Source organism: Variovorax sp. J22P240, assembly GCF_030316855.1.
Classification (GTDB): Bacteria; Pseudomonadota; Gammaproteobacteria; order Burkholderiales; family Burkholderiaceae_C; genus Variovorax.
This window is the reverse complement of record NZ_JASZYR010000016.1, coordinates 25,817-39,954: the sequence shown is the minus strand read 5'-3', so window position 1 is coordinate 39,954 and position 14,138 is coordinate 25,817. Positions and strand designations below refer to the sequence as shown.

The 14,138-nt window shown below is 66.8% G+C and carries 16 protein-coding genes; 14 read left to right on the top strand and 2 right to left on the bottom strand.

Annotated features, from left to right (window positions below):
• Positions 1-5 precede the first annotated feature (5 nt).
• The 10 genes from fliJ to QTI24_RS26265 all read left to right on the top strand — a co-directional run bounded on the left by fliJ (position 6) and on the right by QTI24_RS26265 (position 6,947).
• Positions 6-461 (top strand): flagellar export protein FliJ, encoded by a 456-nt coding sequence (gene fliJ, locus QTI24_RS26310; protein ID WP_286604373.1) that lies wholly within the window; start codon positions 6-8, stop codon positions 459-461.
• Between the two features lie 16 nt (positions 462-477).
• Positions 478-1,794, top strand: coding sequence for a flagellar hook-length control protein FliK (locus tag QTI24_RS26305; RefSeq protein WP_286604372.1), 1,317 nt, complete (start codon positions 478-480; stop codon positions 1,792-1,794).
• Between the two features lie 139 nt (positions 1,795-1,933).
• The gene (locus tag QTI24_RS26300) at positions 1,934-2,437 is read left to right on the top strand and encodes a flagellar basal body-associated FliL family protein (protein ID WP_286604371.1); all 504 of its coding nucleotides are present in this window, start codon (positions 1,934-1,936) and stop codon (positions 2,435-2,437) included.
• Between the two features lie 21 nt (positions 2,438-2,458).
• Positions 2,459-3,460: a flagellar motor switch protein FliM gene (fliM, locus tag QTI24_RS26295; RefSeq protein ID WP_286604370.1), complete on the top strand. Its 1,002-nt coding sequence runs from the start codon at positions 2,459-2,461 to the stop codon at positions 3,458-3,460.
• Complete coding sequence (gene fliN / locus QTI24_RS26290; protein WP_286604369.1) at positions 3,453-3,893, top strand: flagellar motor switch protein FliN; 441 nt, start codon at positions 3,453-3,455, stop codon at positions 3,891-3,893. Before fliM ends, fliN begins: the two co-directional genes overlap by 8 nt.
• Before the next feature lie 125 nt (positions 3,894-4,018).
• A complete protein-coding gene (fliO, locus tag QTI24_RS26285; RefSeq protein ID WP_286604368.1) occupies positions 4,019-4,459 on the top strand; it encodes a flagellar biosynthetic protein FliO in 441 nt (146 codons plus the stop codon).
• A 35-nt stretch (positions 4,460-4,494) separates the two neighbouring features.
• A complete protein-coding gene (gene fliP / locus QTI24_RS26280; protein ID WP_286604488.1) occupies positions 4,495-5,214 on the top strand; it encodes a flagellar type III secretion system pore protein FliP in 720 nt (239 codons plus the stop codon).
• 16 nt (positions 5,215-5,230) lie between these two features.
• The gene (gene fliQ, locus QTI24_RS26275) at positions 5,231-5,500 is read left to right on the top strand and encodes a flagellar biosynthesis protein FliQ (RefSeq protein WP_286604367.1); all 270 of its coding nucleotides are present in this window, start codon (positions 5,231-5,233) and stop codon (positions 5,498-5,500) included.
• Positions 5,500-6,294, top strand: a complete 795-nt coding sequence (gene fliR, locus QTI24_RS26270; RefSeq protein WP_286604366.1) for a flagellar biosynthetic protein FliR — start codon at positions 5,500-5,502, stop codon at positions 6,292-6,294. The genes fliQ and fliR overlap by 1 nt, the downstream gene beginning before the upstream one ends.
• A gap of 62 nt (positions 6,295-6,356) precedes the next feature.
• The gene (locus QTI24_RS26265; RefSeq protein ID WP_286604365.1) at positions 6,357-6,947 is read left to right on the top strand and encodes an NADPH-dependent FMN reductase; all 591 of its coding nucleotides are present in this window, start codon (positions 6,357-6,359) and stop codon (positions 6,945-6,947) included.
• Between the two features lie 4 nt (positions 6,948-6,951).
• Here the strand turns inward: QTI24_RS26265 and QTI24_RS26260 are convergent, their stop codons facing one another.
• Complete coding sequence (locus tag QTI24_RS26260; RefSeq protein WP_286604364.1) at positions 6,952-7,605, bottom strand: hypothetical protein; 654 nt, start codon at positions 7,603-7,605, stop codon at positions 6,952-6,954.
• Between the two features lie 126 nt (positions 7,606-7,731).
• On the opposite strand from QTI24_RS26260, the gene QTI24_RS26255 reads away from it, so the two are divergent.
• The gene (locus QTI24_RS26255; RefSeq protein WP_286604363.1) at positions 7,732-8,163 is read left to right on the top strand and encodes a GFA family protein; all 432 of its coding nucleotides are present in this window, start codon (positions 7,732-7,734) and stop codon (positions 8,161-8,163) included.
• 16 nt (positions 8,164-8,179) lie between these two features.
• Here QTI24_RS26255 and QTI24_RS26250 read toward each other — a convergent pair whose 3' ends face one another.
• Entirely contained in the window at positions 8,180-8,821 is a 642-nt protein-coding gene (locus tag QTI24_RS26250) for a LysE family translocator (protein WP_286604362.1), read from the bottom strand.
• A 105-nt stretch (positions 8,822-8,926) separates the two neighbouring features.
• Between QTI24_RS26250 and QTI24_RS26245 the strand changes: the two genes are divergently transcribed.
• The 3 genes from QTI24_RS26245 (at position 8,927) to QTI24_RS26235 (ending at position 14,135) form a co-directional block, all read left to right on the top strand.
• Positions 8,927-10,099 (top strand): glycoside hydrolase 100 family protein, encoded by a 1,173-nt coding sequence (locus QTI24_RS26245; protein WP_286604360.1) that lies wholly within the window; start codon positions 8,927-8,929, stop codon positions 10,097-10,099.
• Positions 10,100-10,210: 111 nt separating this feature from the next.
• Entirely contained in the window at positions 10,211-12,097 is a 1,887-nt protein-coding gene (gene glgB / locus QTI24_RS26240; RefSeq protein WP_286604359.1) for a 1,4-alpha-glucan branching protein GlgB, read from the top strand.
• A complete protein-coding gene (locus QTI24_RS26235) occupies positions 12,090-14,135 on the top strand; it encodes an alpha-1,4-glucan--maltose-1-phosphate maltosyltransferase (RefSeq protein ID WP_286604358.1) in 2,046 nt (681 codons plus the stop codon). The genes glgB and QTI24_RS26235 overlap by 8 nt, the downstream gene beginning before the upstream one ends.
• Positions 14,136-14,138: the final 3 nt, after the last annotated feature.

The window sequence follows — 14,138 nt, the reverse complement described above, 5'->3', positions numbered from 1 at the left end:
CCACCATGACCCGGAAACTCCCCCTCGACACGCTGACCGATCTCGCGCGCACACAGACCGACGATGCCGCGCGGCGGCTGGGCGCGCTGCAGAGCGCGCAACTCAGTTCGAGCCAGAAGCTGGACATGCTGCTGCAGTACCGCCAGGACTACCACGACCAGTTGCACGCACTGATGAACACCGGCCTCCCGACGGCCAAGTGGCGCAACTACCAGGCCTTCCTCGGCACGCTCGACGGCGCCATCGAGCAGCAGCGCGCCATCGTCGCCCAGGCCGCCTCGCGGCTGGACCACGGGCGCGCCGACTGGCAGCACCACAAGCGCCGCCTCAACTCCTTCGACACGCTCGCCGAACGGGTGCGCCGCCAGGAAATGCTGGCGCAGGCCAAGCGCGAGCAGCGCGACAGCGACGAACGATCGGCTCGGAAGTTCTTCGACCGCGCCGCGAACCCGCTCCTTTGAAGCACCGGATTTGCCCATGCCCACCCTGATCCCGACTTCCGTCAACGTTCCCGGCACCTCGGTGTCGTCCGCAGCCTCGCGCGGCCGCGGCGCCGAGCAGGCCGAGGGCCGCAGCTTCGGCGCGGTGCTCGACCGATCGCGTGCCGCCAGCGATGCCGGCACCCAGGAGGCCGCCGCAGACAACGATCCGCCCGCCTCCGCCGCCGGCCGCAAGCAGCCGCGCACCGGCGAGAAGAAGAGCGAGCTGACGGCCGCCGACGTGATGGCGCTGCTGGCGCCGTTGCTGCCGGCGCACATCGCACCGGTTGGCGTGGATGCCAAGGCCGGCAGCGCGAACGGGGTCGGCGCAGCCGGAGACGGCGTCAAGCCGGAAGGCATGCTCGCCGCGTTGTCCGAGGACGCCGCAGCCCTTGCAACCGGCGCGGAGCCCGCGACCGGAGCGGTCGCCGCGACTGAAGATGCCAAGGACTCGAAGCCGGCGGCGAAGGAGGAAGCGACCGCGGACCTGCCCTTCAAGGATGCACTCGCGCAATCTGCGTCGGCAGAGGCCGCCAGCGACACCGCGGCGACAGCGAGCGCGGCAACCGAACGCCCCGCGGCCGGCAAGTCCACACTGCCGGCAGCGCCTGCCGACCCGGCGATCGTGGCAACGGGCTCCGCCGACAAGGCCAAGGTTTCGGCAGCGGCGGACAAGGCACAGCCAACGCCGCCATTCGAAGCGGCCGACATCAAGGTGGCCGCACCCTCGGAGGCGGCAGGCAACTCGCTCGACACTGCCTCCGAATCCAGCCCGCAGCCGTTGCCGCAGCTTCAATCCCTCGCGGGGCAGACGGTCGAACGCTCCGGCCCGACGTCGGGCAGCACGCCCGTGCTTTCCGTCGCCCCGCCCGTGGGCAGCGACGAATGGGGCCCTGCGATCGGCCAGCACATGATCCGCATGAACGCCAGCGGCCACCAGGTGGCCGAGTTGAATCTCAACCCGGCTGGCCTCGGCCCGCTCAAGGTAACGCTGACCATGGGCGACAGCCAGGCGCAGGCGATGTTCGTGTCGGCCCACGAAGGCGTGCGCAAGGCAGTCGAGGCGGCGTTGCCGCAGCTGCGCACCACCCTCGCCGAACAGGGCATCAACCTCGGCCAGACCTCGGTCGGCGCCGAGACGCGGCAGCCCTTCGGTCAGGACGCCGCCTTCGCGCAGCAGAACCCCTCGCGGTCGCCGAATCAGCCTGAATACCCGGGTGCCGGCCGCGCCGCAAGCGCTGGGGCGGCAACGGGCCTCTCCGTCCCGTCGGCACCCCTGCGCCGGGCAGGAACGGGCCTCGACACCTTCGCCTGAGCCGAGCCGGCCACGCCCGCCCGCTACTCATTCGGCCATGCGGCAATGGCCGATCTGAAGCGCTTTTCCCCGCTTGATCAGCCGTTCGTTGGCCGGGCAGGTCGCAAAGAATAGACCGAACAAGAAAACCAGCTACACCATGGCTTCCTCACCTCCCGTCGCCAACGTCGCCAACGGCGCCAACGCTCCCGCCCCCCGCTCATCGAAGCTGCTCATCGGGCTGATGGTCGGCATCAGTCTCATCGCTTCAGTCGCGGTGGGCTACTTCTTCGTCATCGGTCCCAAGGCCACGGCCGCCACGGAGATCGCCAAGCCGGCGGCGCCGGAGAAGCCGATCTTCGTCACGCTGGAGCCGCTGACCGTCAACCTCCAGAGCGAGGGCCGCGGCAAGTTCCTGCACATCGGCATGTCGCTGAAAGTGCGCGACGAGCCCGCCAAGGCGCAGATCGTCGAATTCATGCCCGAGCTGCGCAGTCGGGCGTTGCTGTTGCTGTCGAACCGCCTGCCCGAGTCACTGATGTCCACCGAGGACAAGAGCAAGCTGGCCGAGGAGATCCGCACCGAACTGAACCGCCCCCTGGCCGACAACCTGCCTTCGCAGGGCATCGCCAGTGTCTCCTTCAACACCTTCGTGGTGCAGTGACCGCGTCGAGGCAAGCAACCCATGGCCTATGAACAGGTCCTCTCGCAGGACGAGGTGGATGCGCTGCTGCAGGGCGTTACCGGCGGCAGTGTCGATCAAACCTCGACGCCTGCGGCGCCCTCCGACGGCCTTCCCGCCTACGACCTCGGTGCGCCCGACCGCGTGGTGCGCAGCCGCATGCACACGCTGGAGGTCATCAACGACCGCTTTGCGCGCGGCCTGCGCGGCGCGCTGCTGAACTTCATGCGCCGCAGCCCCGATATCTCGGTGGGACCGGTGCAGATCCAGCAGTACGGCGAGTTCGTGCGGCACCTTCCCGTGCCGGCGAACATCAACATGATGCACATGAAGCCGCTGCGCGGCACCGCCCTTTTCGTGTTCGATCCGAAGCTGGTGTTCCTCGTGGTGGACAACCTCTTCGGCAGCGACGGCCGCTATCACGTGCGGGTCGAAGGCCGCGATTTCACACGCACCGAGCAGCGCATCATCAAGCGCCTGCTGGACATTTCGCTCCAGTGCTACGGCGATGCGTGGCAGCCGGTGTACCCGTTGGATTTCGACTACGTGCGCGCCGAGATGCATGGCAAGCTGGCCAACATCGTCGCGCCCAACGAGGTGGTGATCAACACCACCCTGCAGATCGAGTTCGGCCCCATCGGCGGCTTCCTGCACGTGTGCATTCCGTACTCGATGATCGAGCCGATCCGCGACCTGCTGTCCAACCCGATCCAGGACGAAGTCGAGGTCGACAAGCGCTGGGTCAAGCAAATGTCGCGGCAGATGCAGGCCGCGGACGTCGAGCTCACCGCGGACTTCGTCACGATGTCCTCGACCATCGGCGAGGTCCTCCAACTCCAGGTCGGCGACGTGCTGCCCATCGAACTGCCGTCCACGGTCGTTGCCAAGGTCGACGGCGTGCCGGTGATGGAGTGCGGTTTCGGCACGTCGAACGACCGCTACGCCCTGCGCGTGCAAAACATGATCACTCACCAAGACAGCGATTCGAAGAACGACCATGACTGACAACACTTCTTCCGCCAGCGACGCGGACGACTGGGCCAGCGCCCTGGCCGAACAGACCGCCGCCTCGCCCTCGCCCGCGCCCGCGCCGGCGCCCGAGCCGGCACCGGCGACGGCCCAGGTCTTCCAGCAGATCCAGGAGACGGCATCCAGCGCCGCCAACGTATCGCCCGTCGACATCGCGCGGGTGATGGACGTGCCGGTGCAGCTCACGGCCGAGATCGGCCGCACGCGCATCACCATCAAGAACCTGCTGCAGCTCTCGCAAGGCTCGGTGGTGGAGCTCGACGGACTGGCCGGCCAGCCGCTGGATGTGCTGATCAACGGCTACCTGATCGCGCAGGGCGAAGTGGTGGTGGTCAACGACAAGTACGGCATTCGCCTGACCGACATCGTCACGCCCTCCGAGCGGATGCAGAAGCTCAAAAGTAGATGAAGCACCCCCAGCCTCGCCCACTTCGTGTGGCTCTGACACCCCCTTCCAGGGGGCAATCCCGACGGCCCGGCGGAGCCGGTTCCGAGGGATTTCTGGGCTTTGGCGCCCGGCTGCTGGCGGCGGCGATGGCGTTTGCGGTGCTGCCGGTGCATGCTGTGTTGCCGACGGTGCCTTCGCCTGCTGCCGAGGCAGCCGCGCCGGTGGTCGGCGCGTCGGGACTGTTGCAGGCCGGGCTCGGCATGGTGGTGGTCCTCGGCCTGATCTTCCTTTGTGCCTGGCTGGCACGCCGCTTCGGGCTGCAGCGCTTCGGTGGCGGTCACGTCGTCAAGGTGGTGTCGAGTTCCAACGTCGGCCAGCGCGAGCGCGTCGTGGTGGTCGAAGTCGGCGCCACGTGGCTCGTGCTGGGCGTCACCCCCACCCAGATCAACACCTTGCACACGCTGCCGGCGCAGGCCGTGCCCGGCGGCGCGTCCGTCACCGCGGATGTTCAGGCGTTCAAGCCCATCGACCTGTTCGCGCAGAAGCTGCGCGAATCGCTCACCGGCAAGTCAAGCCCGGCCCGATGATGCGCAGCGCTTTTCGTCGAAGCCTTCAGGGCGGCATGGTGCTGCTCGCGGCCACGCTGCCGATGGCGGCATGGACCCAGAGCCTGCCCGGCCTGATCAGCACCCCCGGCCCTGGCGGCAGCCAGACCTGGTCGCTCAGCGTGCAGACGCTGGTGCTGCTGACCTCGATGTCCTTTCTGCCGGCGCTCCTGCTGTGCATGACGAGCTTCACCCGCATCCTGATCGTGCTGGGCCTGCTGCGCACCGCCATCGGCACGCAGTCCTCGCCACCCAATCAGATCCTGGTGGGCCTGTCGCTCTTCCTGACCTTCTTCGTCATGTCGCCGGTGTTCGACAAGGTCTACAACGAAGCCTACAAGCCCTTCTCCGAGAACAAGATCAGCACCGACCGCGCACTGGAACGCGGCATCGAGCCCTTCAAGACCTTCATGCTGCGGCAGACCCGCGAGAACGACCTGGCCTTGTTCGCCAAACTCGCGAAGGTGCCCGACATGCAAGGCCCGGAAGACGTGCCGCTGCGCATCCTGCTGCCCTCCTTCGTGATCAGCGAACTGAAGACGGCCTTCCAGATCGGCTTCACCGTCTTCATTCCGTTCCTGATCATCGACCTGGTGGTCGCGAGCGTGCTGATGTCGATGGGGATGATGATGGTGCCGCCCGCCGGCATCGCGCTGCCCTTCAAGCTGATGCTCTTCGTGCTGGCCGACGGGTGGCAACTTCTCATCGGTGCTCTGGCTCAGAGCTTCTATACCTAGGCCTAGGGGAAGCCCCATGACACCCGAAACCATCATGTCGATGGGCAACCAGGCGATCCAGGTGTCGCTGGTGCTCGCCGCGCCGCTGCTGCTGGTGGCGCTCGTCGTCGGCCTGATCATCAGCATCTTCCAGGCCGCGACGCAGATCAACGAAGCCACGCTGTCGTTCATCCCCAAGCTGCTGGCCGTGTTCGTCACGCTCGTCGTCGCCGGCCCCTGGATGCTCGGGCAGATGCTGGACTACATGCGTGCGCTGTTCATGAGCATCCCCCAGCTCGTGGGCTGATGCCTCCGGTTTTCTCCGTCACCTCGGGGCAGCTCACCGCGTGGATGGTGATGTTCCTGTGGCCCTTCGTTCGCATGCTGGCCCTGGTGAGCACCGCGCCGATCTTCAGCGAATCGTGGGTTCCGCGGCGCATCAAGGTAGCGATTGCGGCCATGCTCGCGCTGGTGCTGGGGCCCACGCTGGGGCCGATGCCGGACGTGCCGGTGGTCTCGGCCGGTGGCGTCTGGATCATCGTGCAGCAGGTGCTCATCGGCGCGGCCATGGGCTTCACCATGCGCATGGTGTTCACCGCGGTGCTCGCCGCCGGCGAATACATCGGCCTGCAGATGGGCCTGTCGTTCGCGTCCTTCTTCGACCCCATGAACGGCGGCGCCACGATGGTGGTCGCGCGCCTGCTGAACATGCTGGCGATGCTGATTTTCGTGGCCGTCGACGGCCATCTGCTGCTGATCGCCACGCTGGCCGAGAGCTTCCAGACGCTTCCCATCGCCGACGCGCCGCTGTCCGGGCAAGGATGGATGTTCCTCGTGGCCGGCGCGTCGCAAATATTTGCCAGCGGACTGATGCTGTCGCTGCCGCTGGTCACGGCGCTGCTCACGCTCAACCTCGCGATGGGCATCCTGAACCGGGCCTCGCCGCAGTTCAGCATCTTCGCGGTGGGCTTTCCGCTGACGCTGCTGGCGGGGATCTGGATGCTGCAGCTGCTGATGCCGCACCTTGGCGCCTTCCTCGAACCGCGCTTTGCGGCGGGCTTCGAATCGATGATCCAGTTCACCCAGGCGCTGAGGCGCTGAGAGAGAGCTCGCGCAGACGGCTGAATGCGGCGATCATCGGCGTCCGAAAGGGCACGACAACGATGGCCGACAAGATCCTGGTTTTCTATGGCTCCTACCGCTCCGACCGCATGGGCGTACGCCTCGCCGACTACTTGGTCGCCGGCCTCCGGGCCCGCGGCGCCGAAGCGGAGCTGATCGATGCCAAGGATGTGGACCTGCCCATGCTCGACCGCATGTACAAGGAGTACCCGCAGGGCACGGCGCCGGCCGCCATGGAAACCCTGGCGCAAAAGATCCGCGGCGCGGATGCTTTCGTGTTCGTGACGGGCGAGTACAACTGGGGTCCGCAACCCGGCCTCAAGAACCTGACGGATCACTTCCTCGAAGAGTGGTTCTGGCGTCCTGCTGCCGTGGCCAGCTATTCGGCGGGTCGCTTCTCCGGCGTTCGCTCGGGCACGATCTGGCATTCGATCCTCTCCGAGATGGGGATGGTGGTTGTGTCGAGCACGCTCGCGGTCGGCCCAATCTCCCAAGCGCTGGACACGACCGGCAAGCCCACCGGCAGCGCCGGCGAAGCGCTGGACCGGTCCTTCGGGCGCTTCGCTGACGACCTGGCATGGTGGACCGAGGCGGCGCGGGAGCAACGGGCGCGCAAGGCGCCGCCTTACTGACGGCTCAGTTGCCCGAAGCGACGACCTGCCGGGCGCAGTTGCCGAACTCGCAGCGCAGGGCCATGGAACGCCCATCGGCGCACGCCACGCTGTAGTGCTCGAATCCCGGCCCCTTGTCCTCAAGCACGGCCCTGGGCGTGGCGCTGCAGTTGCTCGCCTTCGCGAAGTTCTCGGCGACGTAGGTGTCCTGGCCTGTCTTGCGGGGCAGCGACAGCGGGTCGGCCTTGGGCGGAGCCAGATAGGTCACCGTCACGTTCGGATCGAGATTCTTGTAGCCCCTTCGAGCCATGCAGTTGACCAGTGCGGTCTGCTGCATCCTGGGGTCGGCGGGCTCGCCAATCGAACCGTCGGACATCGCTGCGGCGAGGCCGCCGATCGCCGCAGCCGCCACGACCCCCATCGGAAGGACGATCGCCACGCCCACTGCGACGGCGTCCAGGACATCGGTGTTGCCGGGCCCGGTGCGCACGATCCGGATTTTCTGGGCTGCAACGCGGCAGGCATCGAGATCCAGCGCATAGGTGGTCGGTGCCACGCCTTCCATGTCGACCATCGGAAGGTAGGCCGCGCCCTCGCCTTTGCCGGGTTCGGTCGAAGGCGGTGTGGCACAGCCGCAAACGATCGCGGCAGCGCAAGCAGCACTCACGACTCTACGCATCGATGGCTCCTCGTTGATCGCAACTGGGCCGCGATTTGAGCACACGTTTTGTTACCCGTGTAGGATTTCCCGGGACGCAAGGCGCCTGACGATGGCGGGCTGTGGTGAAAACAACAGGAGATGTCCATGCTGGTCCAAGGCGGTTGCCACTGCGGCAACATTTCCTTCGAACTCACCTGGGAGCCGGACCCCTCCGAGATCCCGGCACGCGCGTGCGACTGCTCGTTCTGCACCAAGCATCACGGCGTCTGGACGTCCACCCCGGCCGGCACGTTGAGCGTCAAGGTCGAGGACGAGTCCCTCCTGTCCCGCTATTTCTTCGGCACGCGCACCGCGCAATTTCACGTCTGTGCCCGATGCGGCGTCGTCCCGCTCGTGACCAGCACGGTCGATGAGCACGTCTACGCCGTGGTGAACGTGAATGCATTCAACAACGTGGCGCCATCGCTGCTCCGTCCTGTTCCGGTCTCGTTCGACGGCGAGAGCATCGAGCTGCGACTGGCTCGAAGAAAGCGCAACTGGATTGCGGACGTGGAGTTTGTCGCGACAGGCCGCTGACAAACCTTGCAGTCACTCAACGTGGCGGCCGCGAGCCCATTGCCGTGAGCACGCCCAGGCCGATGAAGGACGTGCCTGCGAGCCGGTTGCCCCACACGGCGTGCCGCTGCGCTCCACCGAGGCGCGGGCCGATGAGGCTCGCGGTCAGCACGTAGATCAGGTCCGTGCAGGCGGCGATGGCGATGAAGACGCCGCCGAGGGCCAGGGTCTGCACCAGCGGGCTGGCATGCGCGTCCATGAACTGCGGCAGGAAGGATGCGAAGAAGAGGCTTGTCTTCGGATTGAGCATCGCCACCACGAAGCCGTCACGGAAGACGCGGCGCAGCGGCTGCACCGGCGGGGCCTTCGGCGTCACTGCCGCGACGGCCGGCGTGGCACGCCACATCCGGATCCCGAGATACACGAGGTAGGCAGCACCCGCCCACTTGACCACCGTGAACGCGGTGGACGACACGGCGAACAAGGCCGCCAGTCCGAGCGCCGCGCCCACGGCATTGGCGAGGTTGCCGAGCGCCACGCCCAGCACGGAAGCCAGGCCGCAGGCGCGTCCCTGAGACAGCGTACGGGCCACGATGTAGACGACGGCGGGGCCGGGCGTGAGCGCCAGCACCAGGCTGGCGCCGATGAAGGCAAGAAGCAGAGGCGTGTCGGGAAGCATAGGAACTCCAGTCTGCGGAGACTGCGAGTATCTCGCAGGCCGCCCCCTGCTGCACATGCCGAAGGCGGGAAGCTGCCCGGCGCTTTAGCCGCGACACTGGAGTCCATGACGAACCTCGACGCCGCCCAACTCGCGTTGATCGACACCTGCGCCCAGGCTTCGATCGAGCTCCTGGAACACAATCTCACGCCGCACGGCATCCTGGCCGCGAGCCGCACCGAGGCAGCCGTGGCGCGGCGCTACACGCGCATCTTCGGGCGCGATGCCGCGATCTGCGTGATGGCGATGTGCGGCAGCGGCGTGCCCACTCTCGAACAAGGCGCTGTGGCCAGCCTCGACGCGCTCGCGGCACAGCAGGCCGCCAACGGGCAGATCCCCAAGTACGTCGATCCGGAAGGCCACGATGCCGATTTCTGGTACCTCGGCTGCATCGACGCCACCCTCTGGTGGCTGATCGCGGTGGACCACGTGCGCCGCCACGGCAGCGTCGGCACCTCGCACTGGAGCGACGAGGTCGGCCGCGCGATCGGCTGGCTGCTGGCGCAGGAGCACCAGCACTTCCGCCTGCTGCAACAGAACGAGGCCAGCGACTGGGCGGACATCATGCCGCGCTCGGGCTACGTGCTCTACACCAACGCGCTCTGGTATGACGTGAAGCGCCGCTACGCGCTGGACCACGCCGAGGCGACGCAGCACCACTTCAACCACCTGTTCAATCCCTTCCAGCGCGACCTGCCCGAGTACCACCGCGCCCGGCTGCTGCGGCACTATGCGCGGCGCGGCCGGCGCGATCCCGGCCTGTACCTGAGCTTCGTCAATCTCTCCGTGGTCGGCGACGAGGGTGATGTGTTCGGCAACGTGCTGGCGATCCAGAGCGGGCTGGCCGATTCCGTCACCGCGCGCCGCATCGTCAGGACCATCGCCGCCGCGAATGCCTCGGAGCCTTATCCCGTGCGGGTGATCCTGCATCCGCTGACGCGACAGCACCTGCTGTGGCGGCCCTACATGGCGCGCCATCAGCAGAACATCGTCCACCAGTACCACAACGGCGGCATCTGGCCCTTCGTCGGCGGCTACTGGGTGATGGCGCTCGCGCAGGTGGGGATGCACGCGCGGGCCTGGACCGAACTCGCCAGGCTGGCGCAGGCCAACGAACTGGGCAACTGGCGTTTCACGGAGTGGTTTCACGGCCGCACCCTGGCGCCGATGGGCATGGCCGGCCAAAGCTGGAACGCCGCGACCTTCCTGCTCGCCCGCCGCGCCCTCGCGGAAACCTGACGAACCCGGCTCAGCGTCAGTAACTGTCCGACACCTGTACGGGCGCTTGGCCCTTGCGCAAGAGCGGGGCACGGGCCTAAAAAGGCGGCTTGCCTCGCAAGGACAGCCACCGTGAGTTCAGTCACCCCGTTCGACGACACCGATGCCTATCTCTTTCGCGAGGGAACGCATTCACGCCTCTACGACACCCTCGGCGGCCGGTTGGACCCCGGCGGCGAAGGCGCTTCATTTGCCGTTTGGGCGCCCAATGCGCGCTCGGTGTCGGTGATCGGCGAGTGGAACGGCTGGGACGGCTACACGGATTCGCTCTCGCCGCGATTCGATTCGACGGGAGTGTGGGAAGGCCGCTGCCGGGGCGCACGCCATGGCCAGGCGTACAAGTTCAGGATCGTCACGCAGGGCGGGCAGGTGCTCGAAAAGGCCGATCCGCTCGCGTTCTATTCCGAGACCCCGCCGGCCAACGCCTCGCGCCTCTGGGCGCTCGACTACACCTGGGGCGACGACGCGTGGATGCAGACCCGGGCAGCGCGAAACAGCCTCGACGCGCCGATCTCCATCTACGAAGTGCACCCCGGCTCATGGCGCCGCGAGAACGGCCAGCCACTGGACTATCGCGCGCTGGCCCATGCGCTGGCGGACTACGCAGTCTCCGTGGGCTTCACGCATGTGGAGCTCATGCCGATCACCGAGCACCCGTTCTATGGCTCATGGGGCTACCAGACGACCGGCTACTTCGCGCCGACCGCGCGCTACGGCACGCCGCAGGACTTCATGTACTTCGTCGACCAACTGCACCAACGGGGCATCGGCGTCCTGCTCGACTGGGTGCCCTCGCATTTCCCGACCGATGCGCACGGGCTCGCCTCCTTCGACGGCACGGAGCTCTACGAGCATTCCGATCCGCGCCAGGGCTATCACCCCGAATGGAATTCAGCCATCTTCAACTACGGCCGTGACGAGGTTCGCAGCTTCCTGATCTCCTCGGGCCTATTCTGGCTCGACCGCTACCACATCGACGGCCTGCGCGTGGATGCGGTGGCGTCCATGCTCTATCTCGACTACGCGCGCCAGGGCGGCGAATGGATACCCAACCGCCACGGCGGCCGGGAGAACCTCGAGGCCGTGGCCTTCCTGCAGGAACTCAATCGCGCCGTCTACCGCGAGCATCCCGACGCCTTCACGGTGGCCGAAGAATCGACCGCCTGGCCCCAGGTCTCGCGCCCGACGAACATGGGCGGGCTCGGCTTCGGCATGAAATGGAATATGGGCTGGATGCACGACACCCTCGCCTACATGCACGAAGACCCGGTGAACCGGCGCTACCACCACCACCGGCTGACCTTCTCGATGGTGTACGCCTTCACCGAGAACTTCGTGCTGCCGCTTTCGCATGACGAAGTGGTCTACGGCAAAGGGTCGCTGATCAACAAGATGCCGGGCGATGCGTGGCAGCAGTTCGCCAACCTGCGCTCGCTGCTGACCTACATGTGGGCACATCCCGGTAAGAAGCTGCTGTTCATGGGCGGCGAATTCGCACAGCGCAGCGAGTGGACGCACGAAGGCCAGCTCGATTGGGCCGCCCTCGAATCGCACGAGAACCGGGGGGTGCAGCACCTCGTCGGCGAACTCAATCGCCTCTACCGCGCCGAAGCAGCCTTGCACGAGCTCGACTTCTCATCGGATGGCTTTCAGTGGCTCGAACCCAACGACCACGAGCAGAGCGTGGTGGCCTTCCTGCGGAAATCGCGCTCCGGGGACGCCCTGCTGGTCGTCAGCAACATGACGCCGGTGCCGCGGCAGAACTACTGCGTCGGCGTGCCGCACGGTGGCACCTGGCACGAACTGCTCAACAGCGATGCCTCCACCTTCGGCGGATCGGGCTGGGGCAACCTGGGCGCCGTCGAGGCCGCGCCGATGCGCTCGCACGGACAGCGCCACTCGGTCTGCCTCACGCTGCCGCCGCTGTCCACGCTCTTCCTGAAGGCCGGCGATGCTTAGCCGGCTCTTCAAATCCGCCACGCCCGAAGCCGCCGCACCGGCGCCGGATGGCCGCAGCCGCGCTGTTGTGGATGCCGTGCTACCGGTGGTGGACGGCGGGCGTTTCGCCGTCAAGCGCGTGGCGGGCGAAGCCGTGCGCGTCACGGCCCACGTCTTCACCGACGGGCACGATGTTCCGCGAGTGATGCTCCATTGGTGGAAGGACGGCAGCGAGCGCCGCCACGAGTTGCCCATGAAGCTGCGCTACAACGACGAGTGGCACGCCGAGTTCACGCCGCCCGTGCCGGGCCGATACGTCTACACCGTGTCCGCCTGGGTCGACACCTTCGAGTCGTGGCGCCACGAACTGATTCGCCGCGTCGATGCGGACGACATCCGCCTGGCCGCCCGCACCGGCGCGCAGGAGATCAGGGCGGCCGCAGAGCGGGCCAGCGGTGAAGAGCGGGATGCGCTGTCAGGATGGGCAAGCGCGCTCGAAGAAGGCGCGGCCGATGCGGAAATGGATGCGACCACCCTGAAGGCACTGGCGCTCGACGAAGCCTTTGCCGAGACGGCGGCGCGGCATCCCGACCGGCGGCTCGAATCGTACTTTGCCGCGGAACTGCCTCTGGTGGCCGACAGGGAGCGCGCGCGATTCAGCACCTGGTACGAGCTGTTCCCGCGTTCGGCCGGCGACACGCCGGGCGAGCACGGCACCTTCCGCGACGTCGAGAAGCGGCTGCCGCTGATCGCCGCGATGGGCTTCGACGTGCTGTACTTCCCGCCGATCCACCCGATCGGCCGCCTGCAACGCAAGGGCCGCAACAACGCCCTCGTCACCGAGCCCGGCGATGTGGGCAGCCCGTGGGCCATCGGCGCGGCCGAGGGCGGGCACAAGGACATCCTGCCGGAGCTGGGCACGCCAGAGGACTTCCGTCACCTCGTGCGCACGGCCGGGCAACTGGGCATCGACATCGCCATGGACATCGCCTTCCAGTGCGCGCCGGACCATCCCTATGTGAAGGCGCATCCTCAGTGGTTCAGGTGGCGCCCCGACAACACCGTGCAATACGCGGAGAACCCGCCCAAGAAGTACCAGGACATCTATCCCTTCAACTTCGAGAGCACCGACTGGCAAGGGCTCTGGGCCGAACTCAAGTCGGTGCTGGACCACTGGATCGGCGAAGGCGTCACCGTCTTCCGCGTCGACAACCCGCATACCAAGTCCTTCGCCTTCTGGGAATGGGCCATCACCGAAGTGAAGCGGGCGCATCCGGAGATCATCTTCCTGGCGGAAGCCTTCACGCGGCCCAAGGTGATGCACCGGCTGGCCAAGCTCGGCTACTCGCAGTCTTACACCTACTTCACCTGGCGCAACACCAAGGAAGAACTGACCGAGTACTTCACCGAACTCACGCAAGGCCCTGGCAAGGAGTACTTCCGGCCGAACGTGTGGCCCAACACGCCCGACATCCTGCACGCCGCGCTGCAGACCGGCGAGGAACCCGTCTACAAGGCGCGCCTGGTGCTCGCCGCCACGCTCTCGGCGAGCTACGGCATGTACGGGCCCGCCTTCGATCTGATGGAGTACAAGCCGCGCGGGCCATCGAGCGAGGAATACCTCGACTCGGAGAAGTACCAGCTTCGCCACTGGGACTGGAGCGCCGAACAGGGCCTGCGCCCCTTCATCGCACGCATCAACCACATCCGCCGCGCCAACGATGCGCTGCAATCCGACCACACACTGAAATTCCTGCACATCGACAACGACCAGCTCATTGCCTACATGAAGGTATCGCCTGACGGCGACCGGGCAGTGGTCACGGTGGTCAATCTCGATCCGCACCACACCCAGATCGGATGGCTGCATCTCGACCCGTCCGAGATCGGCGTGCCATCGGACCGACCGTTCCAGATGCATGACCTGCTGAGCGACCAGCGCTTCATGTGGCGCGGCAGCCATCACTACATCGAACTCGATCCGCATCGCCTGCCGGCGCACGTCATGGCCGTGCGCCGGCGCGTGCGCGACGAGCGGGACTTCGACTACTACGCATAGGGC